We start from the raw sequence: 23,561 nt of genomic DNA, 5'->3' as shown, positions 1-23,561 counted from the left end.
CTTTAGTATTATCACTGATTATATATGCCTACAATGATGGCACTCAGGATCCGTATGCAGCTTAAACTCTCGTACAGAGAGGCTCATCCCATCCACTTGACGCATACTGCTACCTGAAACATGTCCCAACAACACATTCACGGCAGAAAGCGCTTGCATCGACCCTATCATACCCAGCAATGGCCCTAATACACCAAAATTATCACAATTAAGCGGTGCTTCTTCATCACTTTGCGGAAATATACACGCGTAGCACGGCGATGGTTGCCTAAAATCAAAACACATGACTTGCCCATGCGTCCCAATTGCCGCCCCAGAGATTAATACGCTTTTTTGTGTTTGGCAAAAGTGATTCAACAAATAACGTGTTTGATAATTGTCACTGCAATCAAGCACAATATCTGCTGAACTTAAATGCTGCATGATATTATGCCTATCAATGCGTACATGAACGGGCTGCAAATCAATTTGGTTATTCAAACTGGCCAACACTTTACTCGCGGCTTTTGCTTTTCTCTGCCCTAAGTGATTTATCTTGTATAAAATTTGCCGCTGTAAATTAGATAAATCCACTTCATCGTCATCAATAAACGTCAATTTACCAATGCCAGCAGCGGCCAAATACAACAAAGCAGGACTCCCTAACCCACCACAGCCGACAACACAGACATGTGCATTTTTTAATTTTAACTGCCCTTGCATCCCTACTTCACTGAGCAGTAAATGTCGGCTATAACGGATCTGCTCTTTCTCTGTTAATACCAGTGGTTCATCGTTCAAAGAAGAGGGAGCGCCTTTGCTAGGTTCAACCATTGATCATAACTTGTAATTGCGAGATAGCCGCTTCATAGTCATCTGCTTCAGTAATTGCTCTTACCACAGCGACACTACCCACTCCAGTCTCTGCAACTTGTGTAGCACGCGTTAAATCTATCCCACCAATCGCAACCGTTGGATATGTATCACGCATTAGTGGCACAAAGTGCTGTAACTTTTCTAAGCCTTGAATTTGGCCCGTCATATCTTTAGTCGTTGTCGGGTAAATAGCGCCAAACGCTAAATAGCTTGGCCTATAGTTATGCGCACGAACCATTTCATAAAAGCCGTGCGTTGATACACCTAAGCACAACCCAGCGCCCTGAATGGCAGCTAAATTGGCTTTATCTAAGTCCTCTTGACCTAAATGCACACCATATGCGCCGTGCTGAATAGCTAACTGCCAATGATCATTGATAAAGACACGCCCTTGATATTTTTTGCCTAAGGCAATCGCAGTTTCAATATCCTGCTCTAAGGTCGGCGACTGAGCGTCTTTAACGCGTAACTGTACTGTTGGTACACCCGCAGCCAAACACTTTTCGACCCAATCGAGCGTATCAACGACAGCATATAAGCCTAACTCCCCTCCCGTACTGGCAAACCCCGCTGAAAAGTTAAACTCAGAGGGTGTTTCCAACTCAAGTTCATCACCTAGCCAGCTACCAGCTTCTATTACTTGCGGAAAATACTGTAATTCTTCTGGAAAAGACGTATGAGCCACAGGCCCTATTCCTTCACCATAGCGCCTACCAAAATGCAGCCCCTTGTTGATATAGGCTTTACCCAAAATAAACGCATCTTTAAGTGGGTAGCCTTTGGCCAAGCAGGCTGCAATAGCAGACGCGAGACTGCATCCAGTACCATGGGTATGCGGTGTAACAACCGCTTCATTCCCCAACCAATACTCCTCTTGCTCATCTGACAAAGCAAAATCGACACAGTACCCTTTAGGGAAGTCCCAATGTCCGCCTTTAATCACAACAGACTTAGCACCGAATGCTTGGAGTTTCTGGGCGGCTTCTTTCACAGCACTAGGACCAATTAAATATACCCCAGTGAGCAGCTGTGTTTCATGGGTGTTCGGTGTGATCACGTCAACTAAAGGCAGCAGGTGGGTTTTCAGGGCATCCACCGTATCTTCTTCTGTTAATAAATCCCCACTGGTTGCTATTGCAACTGGGTCATACACAATTACCGGAGGCTCTGCCCATGTTCGTTTATAGTGACTCAAATGTTCAGCAACCAACTGGATTTGCTGCACGTTTGCCAACATGCCAATTTTAATCACTTTGGCTGGCATATCGTGAATAAGCGCTTGGAACTGAGATTCAATGACATCTGTTGACATAGCATTGAGCGCTTCAACCCCTAAACTATTTTGTGCCGTCAACGCCGTTATCACAGTACAAGCATGCACATTAAAACTTTGCATTGCCTTAATATCAGCTTGAATACCAGCGCCTCCGCCAGAATCAGACCCAGCTATACTCCATACAACATCCGCCATTAAGGCTCCTTAAAATTGTTCTCATTCGTTTCTATCATGGTTCTTCACGTCATCATTATTGATGCCAAAAAGGCATACCCATGGTTGGCGTTGAAGGGGCTGCAACCTCTTTTTCCGGCATCGCTTGTGCCAGGTAAGCAGCACGCCCTGCACTGACCGCGTGAGAAAAAGCGCTCGCCATAGAAACAGGGCAACCAGCCCCTGCAATCGCAGAATTCAATAACACCGCATCGTACCCCATTTCTAACGCTTGGCAAGCGTGAGAGGGCAAACCAAGACCTGCATCAACTATCAATGTCATATTAGGTAAGCGCTCTCGAATGGTTTTTAGGTTATAAGGATTCAGTAACCCTTTACCTGTGCCGATGGGTGCCCCCCAAGGCATCAGCACCTCACAGCCTAATGCCGCTAAACGTTGACACAAGACCAAATCATCGGTGCAATAAGGTAGTACTTTAAACCCATCGTTTAATAATATTTCAGTCGCCTCTAACAAGGCAATTGGATCTGGCTGCAGATTATATTCATCCCCAATCAGTTCTAATTTTATCCAATCGGTTACAAACACTTCTCGACACATTTTTGCCAGCGTTACCACTTCTTTTACACTGTGACAACCCGCGGTATTGGGCAGTACTTTCAATCCTGTGTCTTTAATTAACTGCCAAAAATCCTCACCAGCAGCCACTGAATTTTGTCGACGCAATGACACAGTCACTATTTCCGAACCGGTCGCTACAATTGATTCTTGCATAATTTTTGGTGATGGATACAGCGCAGAGCCTATCAGCAAACGATTAGAGAATGTCTCTCCATAAATAGTTAACGGGGTGTTCTCACGCATAATCTATCCGCCTTGAATAGGGGACAGTAAATCAATGCTATCCCCTGCTTTAAGCACCATTTCAGCACAGTGGCTACGTGGCACAAATTCGCCATTGACCGCCACGGCAAAAGGTTCTTTCGCCCCTTTAGCCAAAATGAATTCACGTAAATTTGGCGTGTTCAACTGTGTCGTTTCACCATTAAAAACTACTTTCATAACAACCCTTTACTAAGTGCTTCAGACACCAAAGCCGGTGCAAGTAAATAACCGTGGCGATACAACCCGTTAATACGTATCACATTCCCACAATGTTCAACACGCGGCCTATTATCACTAAACGCAGGCCTTAAACCAGCATTAATAGCCATCACTCGCGCTTCACAAAAGCCACTGTGTACGGTATAGGCGGCTGACAGCAACTCTAGCGTTGAACGTACAGAAATAGGGCCATTGTCTTGCGATTCAATCTCAGTTGCCCCTATCACAAACTCATTATTTGGCTTAGGCGCAATATAAATTGGATAGCGGGGATGCATTAATCTCACAGGTCGATTGAGTTCAACCTCTGGTGCATGCACTCGTGCAACCTCCCCTCTTACACCGCGTAAATCTGCCGACTCATTTTGTGCACCAAGTCCTCGACAATCAATGACCCTATCAAAATACTGGCCATCGACAGTCATAAACTCGGTTGTAGCCGTCCTGAGCGTGATATGACGATTAAACTGAAATTGCACGCCTTTCTTTTGCAAATAGGAAAAACTAGCCCGATAAAATGCCAAGTTATCTAGTTGCCCTTCACATGGTAAATACAATCCTTGATGAAACCGCCCTGCCAATTCAGGCTCAAGTTCATTAATATATGCGCTGTTTAATACTTGTGCTTCCTGACCTTTTAAGGGTTTTAAACGCTGGGAAAAGCTATTTAGATCGCCTTTATCTTGCGCATGAGCAACGATTAATGTGCCCATTTGCTGAAAAAATACCGGTTCAGGTAACTTCGCTAACAAACTTGGCCACATTGCCATTGATTTAAGGCCTAGCTCTGCCAAATCAGTTTCACAAATGACTGACTCAGCCAATGGCGCCAACATCGCAGCAGCTAATGCACCAGCACTACTACTGGCATGTTCATCGCTGGCTTCGTAGACACTAACATGACACTTTTCATGTAACATTAGCGCAGCCACACGCCCTACCAGCCCAAGCCCTAAAATCGCAACTTTTGGTTTGCCCATCATAACGCCCTATTCACACGTGACAGTGGTGTACCCAAGACAAGTTACATCACGTATTCCACATTATATAACTTGCCATTAGATAAAAGTGAGGAAAACGCCCTCAGTTCAAGCGTATTGCATTAGACAGCTTTGTGATAAATTTCAGAACCTGTGCTTTTAAATTCATCTGACTTTGCTTTCATTTCAGCTTCCACATCGACCATTTTTATTTCAATGGCATCACCTACATTATTCGGATCAATACCACGGGCTTCTAAGTCTTTTGCATAATCACGTACTTCTTGAGTGATTTTCATTGAGCAAAACTTAGGCCCACACATAGAACAGAAGTGTGCCACTTTTCCGGACTCTTGCGGCAAAGTTTCATCATGGTATTGGCGAGCTCGGTCAGGGTCTAATCCTAGGTTAAACTGATCGTGCCAGCGGAATTCAAAGCGCGCTTTTGACAGTGCATTATCACGTACCTGTGCGCCGGGGTGACCTTTGGCCAAATCAGCAGCATGTGCTGCAATTTTATAAGTGATCAAGCCTTCTTTTACGTCTTCTTTGTTCGGTAAGCCAAGGTGCTCTTTTGGCGTCACATAACACAACATCGCACAGCCATACCATGCGATTTGTGCGGCACCAATTCCTGAAGTAAAATGGTCATAGCCAGGGGCAATATCAGTCGTCAATGGACCTAAGGTATAAAAAGGGGCTTCATGACAATGCTCTAACTGCTCCTTCATATTCTCTTCTATCATGTGCATTGGCACATGACCTGGCCCTTCAATGAACACCTGTACGTCATGTTTCCAAGCCAACTTAGTGAGCTCACCCAATGTACGTAGTTCAGAAAACTGTGCTTCATCATTAGCATCAGCAATAGAACCAGGACGCAAGCCATCACCTAAAGAGAAACACACATCATACTGCTGCATAATTTCACAAATATCTTCAAAGTGCGTGTATAAGAAGTTTTCTTTGTGGTGCGCTAAACACCACTTCGCCATGATTGAGCCACCACGCGATACAATGCCAGTCACACGCTTTGCCGTCATTGGCACATAACGTAACAATACACCCGCATGAATAGTGAAGTAATCTACGCCTTGCTCAGCTTGCTCTATTAAGGTATCGCGGAAAATTTCCCACGTCAGATCTTCAGCAACGCCATTCACTTTTTCCAACGCTTGGTAAATAGGTACAGTACCAATTGGTACTGGTGAGTTGCGTACAACCCATTCCCGAGTTTCATGAATGTAACGTCCAGTCGATAGATCCATAACTGTATCTGCCCCCCAGCGGGTAGACCAAACTAATTTCTCTACCTCTTCTTCAATTGATGAAGTCACCGAAGAATTACCTATGTTCGCATTAACTTTTACTAAAAAGTTACGGCCAACAATCATGGGTTCTGACTCAGGGTGGTTGATGTTGTTAGGTAAAATAGCACGGCCGCGGGCAATTTCATCACGGACAAACTCTGGAGTAATAAATTCCGGAATAGAGGCACCAAAAGAGTTACCCTTATGCTGCTCAGCCAAAATCTCTTTTCGTAGTTTCGCACGGCCCATGTTTTCGCGTATTGCTACGTATTCCATTTCAGGTGTTACAATACCTTGGCGTGCATAATACATCTGCGTGACATTCTTACCCGGCTTTGCGCAACGGATTTTTGGTAAATGCTCAAAACGAAGGTGATCAAGTCCTTCATCAGCCATACGCTGTTGAGAAAACTGAGAAGTAACAGAGTCTAACCACTGTGTATCCTCACGTGCATCAATCCAAGCTTGCCTAAATTTAGGAAGACCTTCACGAACATTCAATTCAAAGTCAGGATCGGTATACGGGCCCGATGTATCATAAACACGAATAGGTTCATTTTTCTCATAGATGGGATCTTCTTCTGTCCCTCCTACAAAGCTGTCTGATTGAATGATTTCACGCATACCAACACGTACACCAGCTGCGCTGCCATCAACATATACTTTATGAGAACTGGGGAAAGGTTGTCCGGTTAAGTTATAAATATACTCAGATGCTGCTGCTCGAGTTTCACGACGGGACGGTTTGCTACTATTATTTGACATGACTTGCCTCATTATTATTTAAGGTGTCTTGTCAGAACTCCAATAAAGGAGCGAGATGAGGTGGCCCTCAGAAGATCTAAATTATGTCACTTCAACAGTGTCATAATTTATGGCAGCCTACAAACTTTATGCTTGCAATACAGGCAGCTTGTTCCCTACGCAGGTGTTAGCCTGATCAGGTTCACGGATCCCGCACGAATGCGATCTCAGCCCAATGGGCACTCCGACAAGTAACGAATTAGAGACGAGTCTACTTAAGAACGGATTAACCTGCAACGATAGATTTAAATTTTAAGCGTGGCTGACCATTTAATATTAAATCTCCATTTTCTATTTTCGTCGGTACACCAATTTCCAGCATGTTCAACAGCAGTTGTTCCGTTTCATTAATTGACCCTTCGCAAAACTTTCTAGTCATCCCTATATTACTTACAAACAGTTGCTCACTTTCTATGCGACCAGCACCAAAGAATCGATTACACCCAGTAAAGCCGTTCACTTGCATTGCTTCTATAAACTGTAATGAAATAGCCGAGTCTAAGATCACTTCCTTACCTATATGAGTAAGTTGCCATTGTGTATATTTTAGTTGCTCATTGCTTACCTTCCCTGTTGACGAACAACCAACTAAAAAAGCGCCCAACGCGCATAAAAACATGCTGATTTTCATGGTAAACCAAATAAAACTGAATTAAAGCTAGTATACACTGTTATTCATTTTCAATTGTGAAAACCATACTTTTTATGGACAAAAAAAACAAAAATCAACTGAAAACACATTCAATTTCCTTCTCTAGGTACGGCTTTCCTCGAGCATTCACTGATGTCCATGTAATCACCGCATCTAACATCACTTTGGCATCAGCCTTTCTCACTAGCCGCTGGATAAATTGCGATTTAAGTTTGCTTACTCTGACAGCCTCGACTTCGACAAAAAAAGCATCTCCAGGTTTCAATGAACTTTTATAATCGACTTCTGAGCGGATCACTACCAAGTTAATTTTCCGTTTTGCTAACTCGGCAAAGTCCAGCCCTTTAAACAATAAAAATTCATGCCTTGCATGCTCTAAATAGTTAAAATATACACTGTTGTTTACTATCCCTTGTAAGTCACATTCATAATCTCTTACTTTAAAATCTACTGAAAAAGGCACAAACACTTCCTGAAAACAAAAATTGAATGTTTTTATACCATATTTCTAGATGATAATGATTCTAAGTTGTCCTGCTTTTGCTAAAATGTTGCCAACTCAAATGGAACCATTCAAAAATATGATAAAGCTAAAACTCTCATGCCTTGCTGCTACACTTTTACCCTTAATTTCACCTTCTGTTATCGCGGATGACAAGAACATTGAACAAATTGAAGTCATAGGAGATTTTCATAAAGAAAGCTTACTCACACTCAGTGCCAGTGCCTCTGTATTTGACCAACAAGCGTATACAACCAGAGGCGCTTCATACTTAGATGAAATTTTAAACAGTGCTGCAAATGTTAATTTCACCGCTGGAGCATCTCGTGGCCGCTTTATCCAAATACGTGGCATCGGCTTACGTTCACAATTTGTTGACCCAATCCACCCAAGTGTAGGCATGCAAATTGATGGTATTAATTATTCAGGCTTAGGCGGTAGCGCGTTATTGTTTGATGTTGAACAAGTGGCGATTTACCGCGGACCACAAGGGACTCGATTTGGTGCTGATGCTATGGCTGGCATGATCGATATGCAGTCAACTGCACCCACATCAAGTAATGCACTTAATTTAAAACTTGGTATCAGTAATTATAGTGGTAAAGAAGCTGGTATCGCTGCGGGCACAGGCATTACCGAAGATACATCAGCCCGAGTGAGCTTTTTTAAAAAACGTTCTGATGGATACGTAGACGGGCTCTATCTAAACAAACCAACTAATCAACAAGATGAACAAGTAGCACGATTAAAGCTACACACCGTGTGGAGCAATACACTAGAAACACACATTACTGCACATAACATAGATATTGATAATGGCTACGATGGTTTTACCTTAGACAACAGTCGCAATAGTGTTGCCGATGAACCTGGAAAAGATAACCAAAAAAGTAATGCCATCGCACTTAGTGCTAAATATAGCGGCAGCGAACTGTTTAATTTAGACATGACCACCACGCATTTAAACGCTGATACACTGTATAGCTATGACGAAGATTGGGTATGTAATGACTCGAAACAACCAGTATTATGCGCACCAGGACTTCATCCATATAGCTATAAATCAAAAGACAGTTACGCTCGCGATCATCAACGCGGTACATTAGAATTCAGATTATCGGGTAAAGACAGTGATTGGGTAACTGGGTTGTTCGCACAGCGTCGTGACGTAGAGCTTACACGCGAGTACACCTATAATGACCCTGACTTCAATTCTAATAATAGTGTCAGCCAAATCGCGTTATACGGACAAAAAATAACACGCTTAGCAGAAAACCTTGATCTCATCACTGGTGTACGTGCTGAGCGATACAGCACGGACTACTTTGATAACAATCAGATCATAGATAAAACTGACGACACCATGTGGGGCACAAAACTCGCATTAGAGTATCAGGTTGTACCTCGCACAATGATTTACACCAGCCTATCTCGCAGTTACAAAATAGGCGGTATCAATGGCGAAGCTCTCGCTAAAGCGAATGACGAAGGCCTAAGTGTACCAACCGAAAATCATACGTTTGCACCTGAATATCTGTGGAATGCCGAGTTTGGCGTAAAAGGACAATCACAAGATCAACGTCACACGCTAAGTTTAAGTGCATTCTACATGCACCGAGAAGATATGCAGCTAAAAGTCTTCCAGGTACAAGATCAGCAGTTTGCGGGCTATATAGCTAACGCTAGTAAAGGCCGTAACTACGGCTTAGAATTAGAAGGCAACTTTCAATATACTGACCGATTAAGTTTTACCTATAGTGCCGGCTATCTTGATACAAAAATTGAAGACTTCATTACTCAAAGCGGCATAGACCAAGATGGTCGAGAGCAAGCACAAGCACCAAGGTATCAATATGCTATACGGGCCAACTACTTCCTAAGTGATAACTTAGAAGCACAAATTGGCATTGAAGGAAAAGATGATTATTACTACTCAAATAGCCATAACGCACAATCGGACAACCAAAACCTAATCAATGCAAGTATTAGTTACTATGGCGAAAACTGGACACTGACAGCATGGGGGCGTAATTTAGCAAACCGTGATGTGCCTGTGAGAGGGTTTAGGTTTGGTAATAATGCATTAAAAGATTATGACACTGAAACCTTTGTGCAGTATGGAGAACCACGAGTTGCCGGACTAACATTGAGCTATCAATTATAAATTAGACAGCTCATCTAACAAAAAAGCGCTCAATCATCGAGCGCTTTTTTGTATTACCCAGTAACCGTATTTACTCGACGTCAGGTAAATTACGCCCATAAAACACTTCTTGAATTTCACGATTCAAACGCGTGCGGATCTCTTCTTCCTCATCGCTACTCAAATCATCTGTCGTAATACCGAATAAGTACGTATTAAGGTCCGTTTCTTTTAGCATCATTTTTGTGTGAAATAAGTTCTCTTGATACACATTCACATCTAACATTTGATAGGCTTCTTTTGTATCTTCGCTCATGTAATTTTGAATCGAATGAATCGCATGATCAATGTAATGCTTTACCCCACTAATATCTCTCGTAAAGCCTCGTACACGGTAATCAATCGTAACCACATCAGACTCTAGCGAATGAATTAAGAAGTTAAGTGCTTTTAGTGGCGAAATTACACCACAGGTTGACACTTCAATATCCGCTCTAAAAGTACATATGCCGTCATTCGGGTGCGCTTCAGGATAAGTATGCACACAGATGTGGCTTTTATCTAAATGCGCCACCACAGATTCAGGCAATGGTCCTGGCGTTTCATTACTATCAAAAGTCTGCTGTTCAACAGGTTCTTCTGATACTAATATCGTCACACTTGCCCCTTGAGGATCGTAATCTTGACGCGCAATGTTCAATACATTAGCGCCAATAATATCCACTACGTCTTTCAAAATATCCGTTAGTCGATCAGCACTGTACTGCTCATCAATATATTCTAGATACTCTTTACGCTGTTGCTCTGTTTTAGCATAGCAAATATCGTAAATACTGAAGCTTAAACTCTTAGTTAAGTTGTTAAAGCCATGGAGTTTAATTTTATCAAAGGGCTTGTTCACGATAGACAACCTTTAAACTGTAAATCTGCGATGCAGAACGAAAAGTTCGCGGATTTTATACGAAAATTAGACTATGAAAAAGGGTTATTTTACACCACCAGCTACGACTTCATGACTATGCGTAATTTTTACTGATTTATCAAGCATTAACGCCACAGAACAATACTTTTCAGCTGACAATTGAACGGCTCTTGCTAAGTGCTTTTCTGACACATCAGTACCAGTCACAACAAAGTGTAGATTCATTTTGGTGAATACTCTAGGTGCTGACTCTGCGCGTTCGCTGGTAAGTTTTACTTCAACGTTTTCAATTTGTTGTTTTGCTTTTTTTAAAATACTCACCACATCAACAGAAGAGCAGCAACCAGCAGACATCAGTACCATTTCCATCGGGCTTGGTGCTGTGCCATCTGCACCGGTATCAAATACTACTGCATGTCCTGACTCTGAACGACCAATAAACGTGTCGCCTTCTACCCATTTTACATTTGCTTGCATGCTACTACCTCTTTATAAACTATAACACCGCCTTAAGGCGGTGTTATAAAAATCATTGACTGCCTTTATCGCAGTGTCTACTTAGCTTAAACTGCTGAATCAAATAAGTTCTTAACCAAGCCAGCAAATTCTTCAATAAATGCGTTTTGCTCTACCGTGACATGTTGATCTGTCACACTTGAAAGCACTTCTTGTAAGTCATATACAATGCCATCGACCTCACGCACAATCAAGCTACGTTGTTCTGTTGTGAGCTCTGTATGTTGTTCGCAAATGCGAATGACATTTTCAGCTATCACATCTTCGATTAACTCCATCACTTTTGGCGCACCAGGCTTTATCTCACCTGGCTTTTCAAACAAGGTTAAATTTTGCGTTAAATACATGACTAACTCGTCATATCCTTGCTTATCTAACACCATACTTTGCCCACCTGATTGTATCAAAGATATCTCCTATTGATTTAAGCAGAAAGTAAACCCTATTGCTACTTTTGTAGCCTCGACAAATAGAAAAAAGCAGCCAGAGCTGCTTTTTATCATTCTAAAGACTTGGATAATACGGGAGTTTATCCCGAGAACCAAGCTTACCAGTACCTTTAATCGATATTTAGACCTGGACTTAATGCGCCTGGTAATGTCACTTTTTCAAGCTCCACTGAAGCGACTGGATACGCGCAGTAATCAGCGGCATAATAAGCACTTGCTCTATGATTACCCGACGCCCCAATCCCACCGAAAGGCGCAGCACTCGACGCGCCAGTAATTGGGCGGTTCCAATTCACAATACCAGCTCGAATACGGCGTAAGAAATAGTCATAATCGGCTTCGCTATCGCTCAATAAACCTGCTGATAAACCAAAGCTTGTATCGTTCGCTTTTTCAATTGCCGCATCGAAATCATCAAAACGGAACACTTTCAATAATGGACCAAAATGCTCATCATCAGGGAAATTAGCAACGTTTGAACACTCTAAAATACCCGGTGTTACAAAACCAGTTCCATTCGTATGCGTCAACTCAATCAAAGCCTCAGCACCCAAATCAAGGAGCTGTTGTTGTGCAGCAACCATACCCGCAGCAGCTTGTGAAGAGATCATTGATCCCATGAACGGCTGTTCGGCATCATCAAAGTGACCCACTTTAATCGCTTTCGTTGCGCGAATAAGGTGTGCCAGAATTTCATCGCCTTGAGCACCTGTTGGTAAAAATAGCTTTCGCGCACAAGTACAGCGTTGGCCACTAGAGATAAATGCAGATTGAATAATGTCATGTACCACTGCTTTTGTATCAGTGGCACCTTTAACGATCAGTGGGTTATTCCCACCCATTTCCAACGCCAAAATCTTACCCGGCTGACCTGCGTACTGCTCATGTAAAATATGACCTGTACGTGAAGAGCCAGTAAAGAACAAACCATCAATCCCTTTATGAGACGCTAACGCTTTGCCGGTTTCAACTTCACCTTGTACTAGGTTAATCACACCTGCTGGCAAGCCTGCTTCTAGCCAATACTTTAATGTTAGCTCTGCAACCTGTGGCGTTAATTCTGATGGTTTGAAGATAACCGTATTACCAGCCAACAGAGCTGGCACGATATGACCATTTGGTAAGTGACCTGGGAAGTTATAAGGACCAAATACAGCCACGACCCCATGTGCTTTATGACGAATCACCGCACGCCCTACCGGCATTGCATTTTCAACTGTCCCCGTTCTTTCTTGATACGCTTTTTCAGAAATTGCTATTTTCCCCACCATAGCACCCGCTTCAGTGCGCGTCTCCCAAAGTGGTTTACCGGTTTCTTTTGCAATCGCAATGGCAAGCTCTTCACTATTGGCCTTTAGCACTTCAGCAAAACGTTTAACGATTGCTAAACGCTCAGAGAACTCCAAATCACTCCAGCTAAAGAATGCCTGACGAGCAGCGTTAACGGCTGAGTCTACTTGTTCAGCAGATGCCGCATTTGCACGCCAAATCACGTCATTATTCGCTGGATTAACTGAATTAAATTCAGTACCTTGGCCTATAGCCCATTCGCCATTTATCAATTGAGCAGGATGTGTTGTCATAATTAGTCCCTACAAATTAGAGTGTTGAGATGCTGACCGAGTCACCATCCACGATATTTAGTGCCGTCGCAATTTCACTACCAATGATAACTTCATTGCTGTTGCTATCAAAATGAAGATCTGCAACTGTCGCGCGATACCCAACAAGTTTATCATTTGCAATCATCACAGGGAAACCACCGCTGTTATCACCAATTTTCACTGTTTTACTCTGTGCCCCGCGAACTGTACGAATATTGTCTACCTTCGCTTCTACAGTGGGTCCCGCGTCGAAAATATCGACATAGCCATTAAAAGTAAAACCTTCACTTTTCAACAACTCTATGGCAGGACGTGTATTATCGTGTACTTTTCCAATCACGTCTTGCGCTGCTTCTGTGAGCAAATTGACATAAATCGGGTACTTCGGCATTAACTCAGCAATAAAGACCTTTTGGCCAATACCTGTTAGGTAATCTGCCGTAGGAAAATCCATTGAGAAGAAATGCTCTTCTAGCCACTGCCAAAATGGACTCTGACCGGTGTCGTCTGATACCCCACGCATTTCTGCAATAACGGTATCTGCAAAACGTTGCTGGTGTTGTTTAATAAACATAAAGCGTGATTTCGACAGTAATTTACCATTCAAGCCTTTGCGATAACCATCTTTGAGAAACAAAGTACACAGTTCAGTTGCACCTGTGTAGTCATTACATAGCGTAAGAATATCCACTGCTTTATAAACATCGAGTGTACGCGAAGAGTGTATCACTTTGCTCAAGTGATAATGATAAAATGCATCATCAAGACCAACAGCAGCTTCAATTGCGCTAGTCCCTACAACTTCACCCGTTTCACTGTCTTCAAGTACAAACAAATACCCTTCGTCAAACGGAACATCTGTTTCTTTTTTGAAAGACGCTTCTGAGCGTGCAATCTTGTTTTGTAAAAGCTCTTCGTTAATCGGTAACGAAGTAAAACCATGCCCAGATTCATGAGCAATGTTTAAAAGCGCTGGATAGTCGCTTTTTTGGATTGGGCGAAGGATCATCATGAGCCCGCTTACTCCTCAAATAAAAACACGTGATGGTAGATTAGGGCCAAGAAAGCTCGGCCCTAATAAGAATTAAGCGTTGTTAGCCACAACATTGGCTACCGCTTTTTCAAAGCGCGCCATACCTTCGCGAATATCCGCTTCAGGAATAACAAGTGATGGTGTGAAACGTACCACATCAGCACCGGCAACTAACGACATTACACCTTCTTGCGTTGCAGCGACTAAAAACTCTTTAGCACGACCTTTGTATTGCTCAGCAACAACACCACCTAGCAATAAACCTTTACCACGGATTTCACTGAATACGCTATATTTATCATTAATTGCAGTTAGTAATTCACGGAACAATGCTTCCTTAGCCTTAACTCCGGTAAGTACCTCGTCAGTATTTACCGTGTCAAACGCAGCTTCTGCAACAGCACATGCTAGTGGGTTACCACCGTATGTTGAACCATGCGTACCAATCTTAAGGTGCTTTGCGATATCAGCTGTCGTGATCATTGCACCAATTGGAAAGCCACCGCCCAGTGCTTTAGCCGTTGTTAAAATATCAGGCGTAACATTTAACCCTTGATATGCGTACAAATCACCTGTACGGCCAACACCTGTTTGAACTTCATCGAAAATTAATAACGCATTGTGCTTGGTACATAACTCACGTACGCCTTTCACAAAGTCAACTTCAGGAGAAACAATACCACCTTCACCCTGCAATGGCTCCATCATAACTGCACAAGTGTTATCTGAAATAAGTGCTTCAAACGCAGCCAAATCATTGTAGTCACAATGAGCAATATCGCCTGGCTTCGGACCAAAACCATCTGAATATGCCGCTTGACCACCCACCGTAACAGTGAAGAATGTACGACCATGGAAGCCTTTATTAAATGAGATAATTTGTGATTTTTGCTCGCCGTAGTTATCTAGCGCGAAACGGCGCGCTAACTTTAATGCCGCTTCATTTGCTTCTGCACCAGAGTTGGCAAAATATACTTTGTCTGCAAATGTGGCATCAACTAACTTTTTCGCTAAACGTAGTGACGGTTCATTTGTCATTACATTCGATAAATGCCAAATCTTTTCGCCTTGTTCTTTAAGCGCACTAACCAAAGCGGGATGACAATGGCCTAAACAATTCACCGCAATACCGCCTGCGAAATCAATAAACTCTCGTCCATCTTGATCCCACACTCGAGAGCCTTCACCCTTCACTGGAATAATAGCTGAAGGTGCGTAGTTCGGTACCATTACTTGATCGAATAGTTCGCGATTAATAGTCATTTATTTTCCTCATTTGGTTGAGTACAGCACGTTATGATGTGGAATAAAAAGCAAGAACCTTTATAGACTCAGTGCACAAAAATTACCACATGGTGCAAAATTCATTCGGTTATTATTTCAGAAAAATAAGCAAAAGTCTCATATAAGACTTACTCACAGCCCTTACTAATCAAGGGATCGGGGTAAATTTTCATAGTGAGTGAATAACTATCTACAAGAAAGTAAGGAGATCCTATAAGCTATCAAGTCGCCATTCAAAATGAGTAAAAGCTCAACTTGAATGAATAGTCGTAAAAAAATTTATCTAATTTCTACTAAATTGTCAGCTGAAGGCTTTGGAACGCGCATTTTGCCAGTTTTTTTTGTTCGTCTTGCGACAATCCTAAATGCATAAACCACACCTCTGCTTCGTCTGGCTCGATCAGTTGACTGTCCTTTAATGATAAGTATTGCGAGTAACCATGTGCTTTCCTGACCACTTCAGTCAATGGCAAAGGGTCTGTGACATGTTGAGTGTCCGTCGGCAAATAGCCCGCGCTAAACTCTTCCATTACGGCATTAAAAGGCAAATATCGAAACGCCATTTTCTCAACCAAAGTACGAGACAAAGTTGCAGAACGCTCTAACAATAAATGTCTTAGAAAAAGTGGGTCTGGCCCTAATTCTAACAATGCAGTGTGAAGATCTTTATGGCTCTTATCTCGGGCTATTTGAACTTTGTTTTGCCATACCTTTTCAAATGTATGTAAATACAAACGGGTCAACGCTATTTTTCCCACATCAACTAACATTCCAAGCGTAAAAGCATGCTGCTCTTTAACACCATATAATGGTGCCAACTCTTTAGCAGTAATCGCTGTCGACATACTCATATCCCTTAGTTTACGCTTTAGTAAGGAAAAAGGCTCTGTGGAATGTGGCATCCAATGCCGCATAGCAAATGTGGGGATCACCATTTGCAAATTTTCGAGCCCTAAATACCGCAAAGCCAAGGCCGGAGTATCCACCTTAATAGATGTCCCTTTTGTATTTTGTTTTCGATATTGCGGTAAGTTCACTAAAGAGACAAGATCACGACCCAACCAAGGTAAATCATTCACTAAGGGCTCTAAGCGACCAATTGATGCAGACTTAACCGCCAACAAGTCCAATATAGTGGGCACTGAGTCTTGAATACCTATTACTTCGTGATAAATGTTATCCAGATCTTCTAATTGAGTTTCTATTGAGGACTCTATTATTTGATGTAAGTGAATACTCGCTTTCGCAATATATTTATGGTGACTGGTACTTGTTTGCTGTCGTTTGGCAGCTGCGGCTATTTCAACTTCCAGCATCGTACGTTGCGCAATTTTCTCACCATAGTTTATTTCAAGCGTATGGATGTACCCAATTTGTTGCTGAGCAAAATTGTGACTTATGAGTAAATCGTGAGCTCGTTCCGCCAAAGCTTGAGCTATCCTAATCTGCTTGGTGTTTTCAGCCATATCTAAATATTTTCGCCCTTTAGCATGATACAGTTATAGGTTAGAAGCGTCGGAGAAAGTTATCAAGTAATGCTAGACCTTGCTCGGTTAAAACCGCTTCAGGGTGAAATTGCACGCCTTCTAAGGCTAACTCATTGTGGCATAGCCCCATAATTTCATCTATTTGCTGGTGCTCATCGACAGTCCAAGCGGTAATATTCAATGCATCGGGAATTGAATGCTTGTCAACAACTAAAGAATGGTACCTACATACGCTAAAACGCTCTGGCAGTCCTAAAAATGACCCGCCATTATTGTGTCGAATAACGCTTGTTTTACCGTGCATAACCTGCCGCGCTCGAATTACTTTCGCCCCCAGCGCTTGTGCAATACTTTGATGGCCTAAGCATATCCCTAAAATAGGATAAATTCCTTGTAGCTGTTCAACTATTGATAATGAAATACCGGCTTCGTTAGGCGAACAGGGTCCAGGAGAGAGTACAATATGCTCTGGGTTTAATGCTCGGATCTGTGCAAGTGTTAGCTCATCATTTCTTTTAACCAGTACTTCTTGATTTAATCGCTGAAAATACTGTACTAAGTTGTAAGTAAATGAATCATAATTATCAATCATCAACAGCATTCAATCATCACTCTTTCATTTAAAATAATTTTTAACATACTCACTGATAGCAAAACGAAAAAGAAAACATGACTCATGATTAGTCCCTATCAAAGGTTTTCAATACCTTGTAAATAACAGACTACCTTTTTGTTAGTATCGTAATTCTAACTAACACCAGTTCACTGTATATTTATAAAACGTAACCATTGGAAAGTACTACTATTCACCCATCTGAAATAACAGGCGTTTAAAGATCCAGTATTTTAAAGCATTATTCTTGTGGATGTAACAACTTTTTATAAGCCTCTATCGGTCTTCCATGCACATTCAAATACAGAGTACCTTTAATTTACAAGTTAAGATGATACGTAAAAAGGCTTATAGCCCGTGCTCTGTAGCCCAGTACCAAGTAAAGAAACAGTTAAAATATACAATGAAATGTATATAAAATATCAATTTGGCCCAATTTTTGCTAAAACCATTTATTTCTAACAATCTATTTGATAAAGTGCGCGCGTCCTCATCCTGTAGGACATCCTGTTGATGATGTATCTCTCGTAAGAGGATACACCGTATTGATAGCTTCTCCCCAGATTGCTATAACGGCTCACTGCTTTAGTGGGCCGTGTTTTTCTTCCGAGCCTTTTTAATTACAACAAGCATAATGAGTACTTATTTTGTGGCGTTTCATACTCTCTCCACCTTCACATGATATTATGACCCTTTATTGCTTAAAAAAATAAGGCTTCATCGTGCTAAAACCTCTTATATTCGCTATAGCTTTCATGTCTACTAACGTATTCGCGGCATGGCAATTAGATAATCAAAATAGTGATTTAAGCTTTACATCTATAAAGAAAACACACATTGCTGAAAATCACCATTTTAAAAAACTACATGGACAAATTGATGCACAAGGACAATTACAGCTTGAGATTGACTTGAGCAGTGTGGAGTCTATGATCCCCATTCGTAATCAACGTATGCAATCAATGTTGTTTAACGTTACCAATTTTCCAAGCGGAAAAATCTCAGCAAACGTATCAGATCAACTTTCAAGCTTAAAAAACGGCACTCAAATAATAAAAGGTGTAAATGCTTCTCTAGAGCTGCATGGCCATAAGCAAAACATAAGTATGGATTTAGTCGTTAACAAGCACAATACCCAGCTACATATTGCCCCATTACGCGCCATTTTAATCAACTCAACCTCCTATGGTTTAACGTCTGGTATTGAAGCTTTAAGAAAAATAGCGGGTCTTGATACTATTGCGGCCACGGTACCAGTTACATTCAGCCTTACATTCAATGAAAAGCCTTAATGAACTGATTGCGGTGTTAGTAACACCGCATGCCCCAACCCAACTATGGCGAATTGCCCCTTGTGGGTTAATTGATATGTCAATCGATAACCAAGGGCGCTGGTTCCATCAAGGCAGTGAAATTACTCGCCTAGAAATGATGAAGCTCTTTGCATCGGTATTAAATTACAGGCAAGGTATATATACACTCATTACCCCATCAGAAAAGTGCCAAATACAGGTCGCTGACGCACCTTTTTTAATCAAAACTTGGACCACTTATCAGCTAGGAACGCAATCAGTTATAGTATGTGAGGATAATCTCGGAAGACAATGGCCCATTTGTGAGCAGTTTCCATTAATCACAAAGTTATACTGTGGACAAGTAGTCCCTTATCTCTGTCTGCCTAACGGACTGACCGCTCGCATACAGCGCTCTGTTTATTATCAATGGGCTGATGTAGCTGAGCAAGATAGCAAAGGGGCTTATCTCAACTCAGCCAATAATCGCTATTATTTATGCTAATAGCGATCTACTCTTGCGGCTCGGCTGTTTCTTCTTTTACAAACGGCCCCAAATACCAATCATCTAGTTTCCATCCTAACTCATTCAAACCTATCCCCTTCAAAGAAGAAAACGCATGAACAGTAATATCTGCATTCAATTCAGATAAGGTCCTACGTACTTGGAGCACTTCAGCTTTACGTTTACCTTGTTTCAATTTATCTGCTTTAGTCAGCAAGGCCAAAATTGGAATTTTACTATCAACTGCCCAATTGATCAGATCCATGTCTAAATCTTTCAATGGGTGACGAATGTCCATTAGCACGACCAAGCCTTTCAAGCTCTTACGTTTTTGTAAATACTCACCTAATGAACGTTGCCATTTTTTCTTCATTTCAATAGGCACTTTAGCAAACCCATATCCTGGTAAATCAATGAGGCGCTTTTGTGCATCAAGTTCAAAAGTATTTATTAACTGCGTGCGACCGGGCGTTTTACTTGTTCGCGCAAGTTTCTGGTCAGTTAATGCATTTAATGCACTGGATTTACCTGCATTCGAGCGGCCTGCAAACGCCACTTCGATCCCTTCGTCGGTAGGTAATTTAGAAATATCAGGGGCGCTGGTAATAAAACTAGCAGTGTTATACTTAATACGGGATTTGAGCACAAGCTCTCCTACAAAAAACTAATAGCAATGACCGCTATAGTTTATATCAGATACTCGCCGTGCAAAAGCAAACAATGACGATTGAATCTAGATAAAAAGGTGAATTTTGCACATTACAAACTTAATCTAAGTCAAAACCTCATAATTTATAGGTCTAATATGAGCAGAAAACGTGCCAGAGAATTCAATATCGTGTAGAATGTAAAAATTGCAATGTAAAGATAGAGTTTGTTCACTCAAGCAGCACGAAAAGTACCTTTTTCGCGTCGCCTGGGTTTTAGATTACAGGGTCGGAAACAGAGAATTTACCATGAAAAAAATAGCATTAACTTTAACAGTGTTGCTTGGTACGTTGTCAGCAAGCAACGCAACAGCATTTGATGGCGACGCCGAAGCGGGTAAAGCAAAGTCTGCAACGTGTGCAGCGTGTCACGGCCCAGATGGCAATGCGCCTGTTAATATTTATCCAAAAATTGCCGGGCAGCATGCCGATTATATCTACAAGCAATTGAAGGAATTTAAGCTTGGTATGACATCAGGTGGTAGTGAAGGTCGTATGGATCCGGTCATGAGTGGTATGGCTATGCCATTATCAGATCAGGATATGAAAGACTTAGCAGCTTACTTCTCAACTTTAAATATGAATGCAGGAACTACGCCTGAAGATGTTGTAAACGTTGGGCAAAAATTATACCGCGCTGGTGACGCTGAACGAGGCATTCCGTCATGTGCCGCGTGTCATGGTCCTCGAGGTAATGGAACATCATTAGCAAAGTTCCCTAAAATATCATTTCAACATCCAGAATATATCAAAGCTCAACTTGAGAAATTCCGTGATGGTAGTCGTAACAATGACATGAATGGCATGATGGGTGATATTGCGAAAAAGCTAACTGACACAGACATTGAAGTATTATCCAAATATTTAAGTGGTTTACATTAGTAGGTAACGACTAAAGTTGTATAGAAAATTATAAAGTACTGATAAAAAATTATCATACGTAAAAAAAAGGTAGCATCACGCTGCCTTTTTTTATATTCACTGATTGCGATATATCTCAAATCCACTGTAAGACATTGACCATATTACTTTGTGCGCTTTAACTTATTTTAATCTATAAAAAAACATTAAATATATGTAATAAAAGAACTTTAAATTTACTCACTCAACACTCCGTAAGAATTTTGTTATTAATTAGTTGTAACTAATTCAATAAAGCGTAGATTAATTGCTGTCGCCAAGGCAAAACAATAAAAGGGACAAGTCGATAGGGAAGCGTAGGTGACATGTTTGATATCGAATGGGTATCATCATAAAGGAAATAACAATAAAGAGTCAGAGAAGACCGATAATAATAAATGCATGGAAGTTTAATAATAAAAACAATATGGAAAGAAGCACGGAAGTAAAAATAAAAACAAAATGGATGACAACATAATAAAAATAACAAAGACTTAAAAAGTCGAAGGGAGAAGTGTCCGAATTGTGACGCTCAGATTAGCAGGCGGTAGAGAGTGATCTCTACCGTCTTTTTATTTATGCATTGTTTTATTGCTGTTATAATACCCGCCCTAATTTATTTCCTAAGAGTTTCTCGTGCAATCAGTCTCTCATTGCAACCTGTGTGGTTCTGTCGATATTAGCTTCTATCATAGCGATAAGCGCCGTGATTATTGGCAATGCCGACAGTGCGATTTAGTATTTGTTGACAAACACCAACATCTCACTCCCACGCAAGAAAAGGCAATTTATGACAGTCATGAAAACTCACTTGAAGACTTAGGCTATAAACAATTTTTATCGCGAGTGAGTGACCCTCTGCTTCGTAGGCTGAGAGTGCCTAGCAGTGGTCTGGACTTTGGCTGTGGCCCTGGCCCTCTGCTCGCTAAAGTATTGTCAGATGCTGGACATAGCATGGCTATATATGACCTATACTATGCAAACGATATTACGGTACTTCGTGATAAATACGACTTTATTACATGTACAGAGGTTATTGAGCACCTTGCTCATCCCCAAACTGTACTAACGCAATTATTCAGCTTATTAAAGCCTGAGGCACCCCTTGTTATAATGACTAAACTGGTTATTAATGCTGAACGTTTCACTAACTGGCATTATAAAAATGATCAAACACATATTTCATTTTTTAGCCGTAAAACATTTGAATATATCGCTTTGCAGTTTAACTGCAAACTCGAATTTATTGGCAATGACGTCATTATCCTTACCAAACCAATAACGCAACACGCGTTGAGTGAAGAACTATCATGACTAGAGAGAAAAAAAATCGAAAAGTAGCGCCTAGTAACGGCACACCACGATTAAGCAAAGATAAACTACGTGAGCTGCGTGCAATTAAAGAGCAGCGCACCAAAAAGCACAAAGGCGCTAAGCCTGGTTCGCGTAATGCCCAAGATGCAAAAATAGACACTCCTGTATCTGGCAACCAACAGAACAAAGATAAGCGCGTTGGAAGTAAAAAGCCGATTGCGTTGATCTCTGAACAAACAGTTCCAGTCGTAGAACCTAAACTGCAGCGTCATTTGTCGCCTCAAGTAGAGCTAAAGAAAGTAAAAGCAACCTTAACCCCGGAACAAGAGCTAAGCCAATTAGAAGATGACGAACGTTTAATGGCTTTATTAGACCGACATGAACGTGGTGAGCTACTTACTGGTAAAGATGCAAAATATTTTAATCGTGCAATTGCTCGCCATCAAGAGCTATGCGAAATATTGGGCATTGACGACGAATTCGAAGAGCAAGATGTCATAGCTGATGATCCTATGTCATCGTTCGTCAGTAATGATTTAGCTGATGAGTGGCTAGCTGATGATGAGGACAAGTAATGTCAATAACTTGGGTACTTCTAATCGCCCTTGGAGTAATTATTGTTGCGAGTTTATCATTTTACGCCGGTAAACTGCTTTGGCAATTGAAAGTCCAAAAGGCAAAAATTGCTTCAAAGCAAATAGAGCAACAAGCCAAGCTACAAAAAGCTCGAGAAAAACGTAACGCAAATCTCGCGGATAGCATTAACCTTATTGCCCGTGCAATGAAAGAGAAACAATGTGAGTATTCCGAAGGCTGTTTGAGGATTTGGGTACTCATCTCTCAGTATAGTTTCGACAAAGAGGTTATATTATCGGATATATATCCGGGAATATATCAAATGTATGAAGAAGTTAAAGATATGCCCACACACGAGAGTCGAAAAAAATACTCTAAAAAAGACATCTTCAAAATGGATAAACAAAGATGGCGCGCAGAAGAGCATTTAGAAAGTGCCATTATCATAGATTGTGAAAAGCTTGCGACGGAATTCCAAGCGTTACCAAATAGTGAGAATGTTGTTTTCCAATAAGCGAAACAGGATATAGCCTTACAAAAAACCCGATAAGTAACTTA

Annotated in this window: 24 protein-coding genes and 1 riboswitch; of the genes, 7 read left to right on the top strand and 17 right to left on the bottom strand. The window is 41.4% G+C overall.

Annotation, left to right across the window (positions count from 1 at the left end; translation table 11 throughout):
* Positions 1 to 18 precede the first annotated feature (18 nt).
* From J8L97_RS08510 to J8L97_RS08475, 8 genes are all read right to left on the bottom strand, one after another.
* Positions 19 to 813, bottom strand: a complete 795-nt coding sequence (locus J8L97_RS08510) for a HesA/MoeB/ThiF family protein (protein ID WP_211048775.1) — start codon at positions 811 to 813, stop codon at positions 19 to 21.
* On the bottom strand, positions 806 to 2,326 hold the full coding sequence (gene thiE, locus J8L97_RS08505) for a thiamine phosphate synthase (RefSeq protein WP_211048773.1): 1,521 nt from the start codon (positions 2,324 to 2,326) through the stop codon (positions 806 to 808). The genes J8L97_RS08510 and thiE overlap by 8 nt, the downstream gene beginning before the upstream one ends.
* A 55-nt stretch (positions 2,327 to 2,381) precedes the next feature.
* The gene (locus tag J8L97_RS08500; protein ID WP_211048771.1) at positions 2,382 to 3,170 is read right to left on the bottom strand and encodes a thiazole synthase; all 789 of its coding nucleotides are present in this window, start codon (positions 3,168 to 3,170) and stop codon (positions 2,382 to 2,384) included.
* A gap of 3 nt (positions 3,171 to 3,173) precedes the next feature.
* Positions 3,174 to 3,368 carry a sulfur carrier protein ThiS gene (gene thiS, locus J8L97_RS08495; protein ID WP_210995757.1) on the bottom strand — a complete coding sequence of 65 codons (195 nt, stop codon included), beginning with the start codon at positions 3,366 to 3,368 and terminating at the stop codon, positions 3,174 to 3,176.
* Positions 3,365 to 4,393 (bottom strand): FAD-dependent oxidoreductase, encoded by a 1,029-nt coding sequence (locus J8L97_RS08490; protein WP_211048769.1) that lies wholly within the window; start codon positions 4,391 to 4,393, stop codon positions 3,365 to 3,367. Before J8L97_RS08490 ends, thiS begins: the two co-directional genes overlap by 4 nt.
* A gap of 119 nt (positions 4,394 to 4,512) precedes the next feature.
* Positions 4,513 to 6,465, bottom strand: coding sequence for a phosphomethylpyrimidine synthase ThiC (thiC, locus tag J8L97_RS08485; protein WP_247682452.1), 1,953 nt, complete (start codon positions 6,463 to 6,465; stop codon positions 4,513 to 4,515).
* 135 nt (positions 6,466 to 6,600) lie between these two features.
* A riboswitch (TPP riboswitch) is annotated at positions 6,601 to 6,701 on the bottom strand.
* Positions 6,702 to 6,730: 29 nt separating this feature from the next.
* Positions 6,731 to 7,135: an META domain-containing protein gene (locus J8L97_RS08480; protein WP_211048768.1), complete on the bottom strand. Its 405-nt coding sequence runs from the start codon at positions 7,133 to 7,135 to the stop codon at positions 6,731 to 6,733.
* Between the two features lie 94 nt (positions 7,136 to 7,229).
* Positions 7,230 to 7,619, bottom strand: a complete 390-nt coding sequence (locus J8L97_RS08475) for a thioesterase family protein (RefSeq protein WP_211048766.1) — start codon at positions 7,617 to 7,619, stop codon at positions 7,230 to 7,232.
* 100 nt (positions 7,620 to 7,719) lie between these two features.
* Between J8L97_RS08475 and J8L97_RS08470 the strand changes: the two genes are divergently transcribed.
* Positions 7,720 to 9,822 carry a TonB-dependent receptor gene (locus J8L97_RS08470; RefSeq protein ID WP_211048764.1) on the top strand — a complete coding sequence of 701 codons (2,103 nt, stop codon included), beginning with the start codon at positions 7,720 to 7,722 and terminating at the stop codon, positions 9,820 to 9,822.
* A 70-nt stretch (positions 9,823 to 9,892) separates the two neighbouring features.
* On the opposite strand, the gene speD is transcribed toward J8L97_RS08470, so the two are convergent.
* From speD to J8L97_RS08430, 8 genes are all read right to left on the bottom strand, one after another.
* Positions 9,893 to 10,702: an adenosylmethionine decarboxylase gene (gene speD, locus J8L97_RS08465; RefSeq protein WP_192508907.1), complete on the bottom strand. Its 810-nt coding sequence runs from the start codon at positions 10,700 to 10,702 to the stop codon at positions 9,893 to 9,895.
* Between the two features lie 84 nt (positions 10,703 to 10,786).
* The gene (locus J8L97_RS08460; protein WP_210995762.1) at positions 10,787 to 11,200 is read right to left on the bottom strand and encodes an OsmC family protein; all 414 of its coding nucleotides are present in this window, start codon (positions 11,198 to 11,200) and stop codon (positions 10,787 to 10,789) included.
* An 86-nt stretch (positions 11,201 to 11,286) separates the two neighbouring features.
* Positions 11,287 to 11,622 (bottom strand): DUF3802 family protein, encoded by a 336-nt coding sequence (locus tag J8L97_RS08455; RefSeq protein ID WP_192508979.1) that lies wholly within the window; start codon positions 11,620 to 11,622, stop codon positions 11,287 to 11,289.
* 176 nt (positions 11,623 to 11,798) lie between these two features.
* Positions 11,799 to 13,271 carry a succinylglutamate-semialdehyde dehydrogenase gene (gene astD, locus J8L97_RS08450; RefSeq protein WP_211048762.1) on the bottom strand — a complete coding sequence of 491 codons (1,473 nt, stop codon included), beginning with the start codon at positions 13,269 to 13,271 and terminating at the stop codon, positions 11,799 to 11,801.
* Positions 13,272 to 13,287: 16 nt separating this feature from the next.
* Positions 13,288 to 14,304 carry an arginine N-succinyltransferase gene (gene astA, locus J8L97_RS08445; protein ID WP_192508910.1) on the bottom strand — a complete coding sequence of 339 codons (1,017 nt, stop codon included), beginning with the start codon at positions 14,302 to 14,304 and terminating at the stop codon, positions 13,288 to 13,290.
* A 72-nt stretch (positions 14,305 to 14,376) separates the two neighbouring features.
* Entirely contained in the window at positions 14,377 to 15,588 is a 1,212-nt protein-coding gene (locus J8L97_RS08440; RefSeq protein ID WP_211048760.1) for an aspartate aminotransferase family protein, read from the bottom strand.
* A 314-nt stretch (positions 15,589 to 15,902) separates the two neighbouring features.
* Positions 15,903 to 17,075 (bottom strand): HDOD domain-containing protein, encoded by a 1,173-nt coding sequence (locus J8L97_RS08435; protein WP_211048758.1) that lies wholly within the window; start codon positions 17,073 to 17,075, stop codon positions 15,903 to 15,905.
* 40 nt (positions 17,076 to 17,115) lie between these two features.
* Positions 17,116 to 17,697, bottom strand: a complete 582-nt coding sequence (locus J8L97_RS08430; RefSeq protein WP_210995766.1) for an aminodeoxychorismate/anthranilate synthase component II — start codon at positions 17,695 to 17,697, stop codon at positions 17,116 to 17,118.
* A 767-nt stretch (positions 17,698 to 18,464) separates the two neighbouring features.
* On the opposite strand from J8L97_RS08430, the gene J8L97_RS08425 reads away from it, so the two are divergent.
* A complete protein-coding gene (locus J8L97_RS08425; protein WP_247688586.1) occupies positions 18,465 to 19,001 on the top strand; it encodes a YceI family protein in 537 nt (178 codons plus the stop codon).
* Positions 18,988 to 19,506, top strand: coding sequence for a DUF1285 domain-containing protein (locus J8L97_RS08420; protein WP_211048754.1), 519 nt, complete (start codon positions 18,988 to 18,990; stop codon positions 19,504 to 19,506). Before J8L97_RS08425 ends, J8L97_RS08420 begins: the two co-directional genes overlap by 14 nt.
* Positions 19,507 to 19,513: 7 nt before the next feature.
* Here J8L97_RS08420 and yihA read toward each other — a convergent pair whose 3' ends face one another.
* Complete coding sequence (gene yihA / locus J8L97_RS08415) at positions 19,514 to 20,152, bottom strand: ribosome biogenesis GTP-binding protein YihA/YsxC (protein ID WP_192508916.1); 639 nt, start codon at positions 20,150 to 20,152, stop codon at positions 19,514 to 19,516.
* Positions 20,153 to 20,462: 310 nt separating this feature from the next.
* On the opposite strand from yihA, the gene J8L97_RS08410 reads away from it, so the two are divergent.
* The 4 genes from J8L97_RS08410 (at position 20,463) to J8L97_RS08395 (ending at position 23,517) form a co-directional block, all read left to right on the top strand.
* The gene (locus J8L97_RS08410) at positions 20,463 to 21,095 is read left to right on the top strand and encodes a cytochrome c (protein WP_192508917.1); all 633 of its coding nucleotides are present in this window, start codon (positions 20,463 to 20,465) and stop codon (positions 21,093 to 21,095) included.
* A 654-nt stretch (positions 21,096 to 21,749) separates the two neighbouring features.
* Positions 21,750 to 22,427 carry a class I SAM-dependent methyltransferase gene (locus J8L97_RS08405; RefSeq protein WP_211048752.1) on the top strand — a complete coding sequence of 226 codons (678 nt, stop codon included), beginning with the start codon at positions 21,750 to 21,752 and terminating at the stop codon, positions 22,425 to 22,427.
* On the top strand, positions 22,424 to 23,002 hold the full coding sequence (gene yihI / locus J8L97_RS08400) for a Der GTPase-activating protein YihI (RefSeq protein WP_192508919.1): 579 nt from the start codon (positions 22,424 to 22,426) through the stop codon (positions 23,000 to 23,002). The genes J8L97_RS08405 and yihI overlap by 4 nt, the downstream gene beginning before the upstream one ends.
* On the top strand, positions 23,002 to 23,517 hold the full coding sequence (locus J8L97_RS08395; protein ID WP_211048750.1) for a DUF2489 domain-containing protein: 516 nt from the start codon (positions 23,002 to 23,004) through the stop codon (positions 23,515 to 23,517). Before yihI ends, J8L97_RS08395 begins: the two co-directional genes overlap by 1 nt.
* The last annotated feature ends 44 nt before the right edge of the window (positions 23,518 to 23,561 follow it).

Source organism: Pseudoalteromonas sp. MMG012, assembly GCF_018100875.1.
GTDB lineage: Bacteria > Pseudomonadota > Gammaproteobacteria > Enterobacterales > Alteromonadaceae > Pseudoalteromonas > Pseudoalteromonas aurantia.
The sequence above is the reverse complement of the archived record's forward strand: the minus strand, read 5'-3'. Positions and strand labels throughout refer to the sequence as shown.

Bases quoted from the DNA above. Each gene is read 5' to 3' on its own strand.
- J8L97_RS08510 (WP_211048775.1), bottom strand. From the start codon at position 813: ATGGTTGAACCTAGCAAAGGCGCTCCCTCTTCTTTGAACGATGAACCA.
- thiE (WP_211048773.1), bottom strand. From the start codon at position 2,326: ATGGCGGATGTTGTATGGAGTATAGCTGGGTCTGATTCTGGCGGAGGC.
- J8L97_RS08500 (WP_211048771.1), bottom strand. From the start codon at position 3,170: ATGCGTGAGAACACCCCGTTAACTATTTATGGAGAGACATTCTCTAAT.
- thiS (WP_210995757.1), bottom strand. From the start codon at position 3,368: ATGAAAGTAGTTTTTAATGGTGAAACGACACAGTTGAACACGCCAAAT.
- J8L97_RS08490 (WP_211048769.1), bottom strand. From the start codon at position 4,393: ATGATGGGCAAACCAAAAGTTGCGATTTTAGGGCTTGGGCTGGTAGGG.
- thiC (WP_247682452.1), bottom strand. From the start codon at position 6,465: ATGTCAAATAATAGTAGCAAACCGTCCCGTCGTGAAACTCGAGCAGCA.
- J8L97_RS08480 (WP_211048768.1), bottom strand. From the start codon at position 7,135: ATGAAAATCAGCATGTTTTTATGCGCGTTGGGCGCTTTTTTAGTTGGT.
- J8L97_RS08470 (WP_211048764.1), top strand. From the start codon at position 7,720: ATGGAACCATTCAAAAATATGATAAAGCTAAAACTCTCATGCCTTGCT.
- J8L97_RS08460 (WP_210995762.1), bottom strand. From the start codon at position 11,200: ATGCAAGCAAATGTAAAATGGGTAGAAGGCGACACGTTTATTGGTCGT.
- J8L97_RS08455 (WP_192508979.1), bottom strand. From the start codon at position 11,622: ATGGTGTTAGATAAGCAAGGATATGACGAGTTAGTCATGTATTTAACG.
- astD (WP_211048762.1), bottom strand. From the start codon at position 13,271: ATGACAACACATCCTGCTCAATTGATAAATGGCGAATGGGCTATAGGC.
- astA (WP_192508910.1), bottom strand. From the start codon at position 14,304: ATGATGATCCTTCGCCCAATCCAAAAAAGCGACTATCCAGCGCTTTTA.
- J8L97_RS08440 (WP_211048760.1), bottom strand. From the start codon at position 15,588: ATGACTATTAATCGCGAACTATTCGATCAAGTAATGGTACCGAACTAC.
- J8L97_RS08435 (WP_211048758.1), bottom strand. From the start codon at position 17,075: ATGGCTGAAAACACCAAGCAGATTAGGATAGCTCAAGCTTTGGCGGAA.
- J8L97_RS08430 (WP_210995766.1), bottom strand. From the start codon at position 17,697: ATGCTGTTGATGATTGATAATTATGATTCATTTACTTACAACTTAGTA.
- J8L97_RS08425 (WP_247688586.1), top strand. From the start codon at position 18,465: ATGTCTACTAACGTATTCGCGGCATGGCAATTAGATAATCAAAATAGT.
- J8L97_RS08420 (WP_211048754.1), top strand. From the start codon at position 18,988: ATGAAAAGCCTTAATGAACTGATTGCGGTGTTAGTAACACCGCATGCC.
- J8L97_RS08410 (WP_192508917.1), top strand. From the start codon at position 20,463: ATGAAAAAAATAGCATTAACTTTAACAGTGTTGCTTGGTACGTTGTCA.
- yihI (WP_192508919.1), top strand. From the start codon at position 22,424: ATGACTAGAGAGAAAAAAAATCGAAAAGTAGCGCCTAGTAACGGCACA.
- J8L97_RS08395 (WP_211048750.1), top strand. From the start codon at position 23,002: ATGTCAATAACTTGGGTACTTCTAATCGCCCTTGGAGTAATTATTGTT.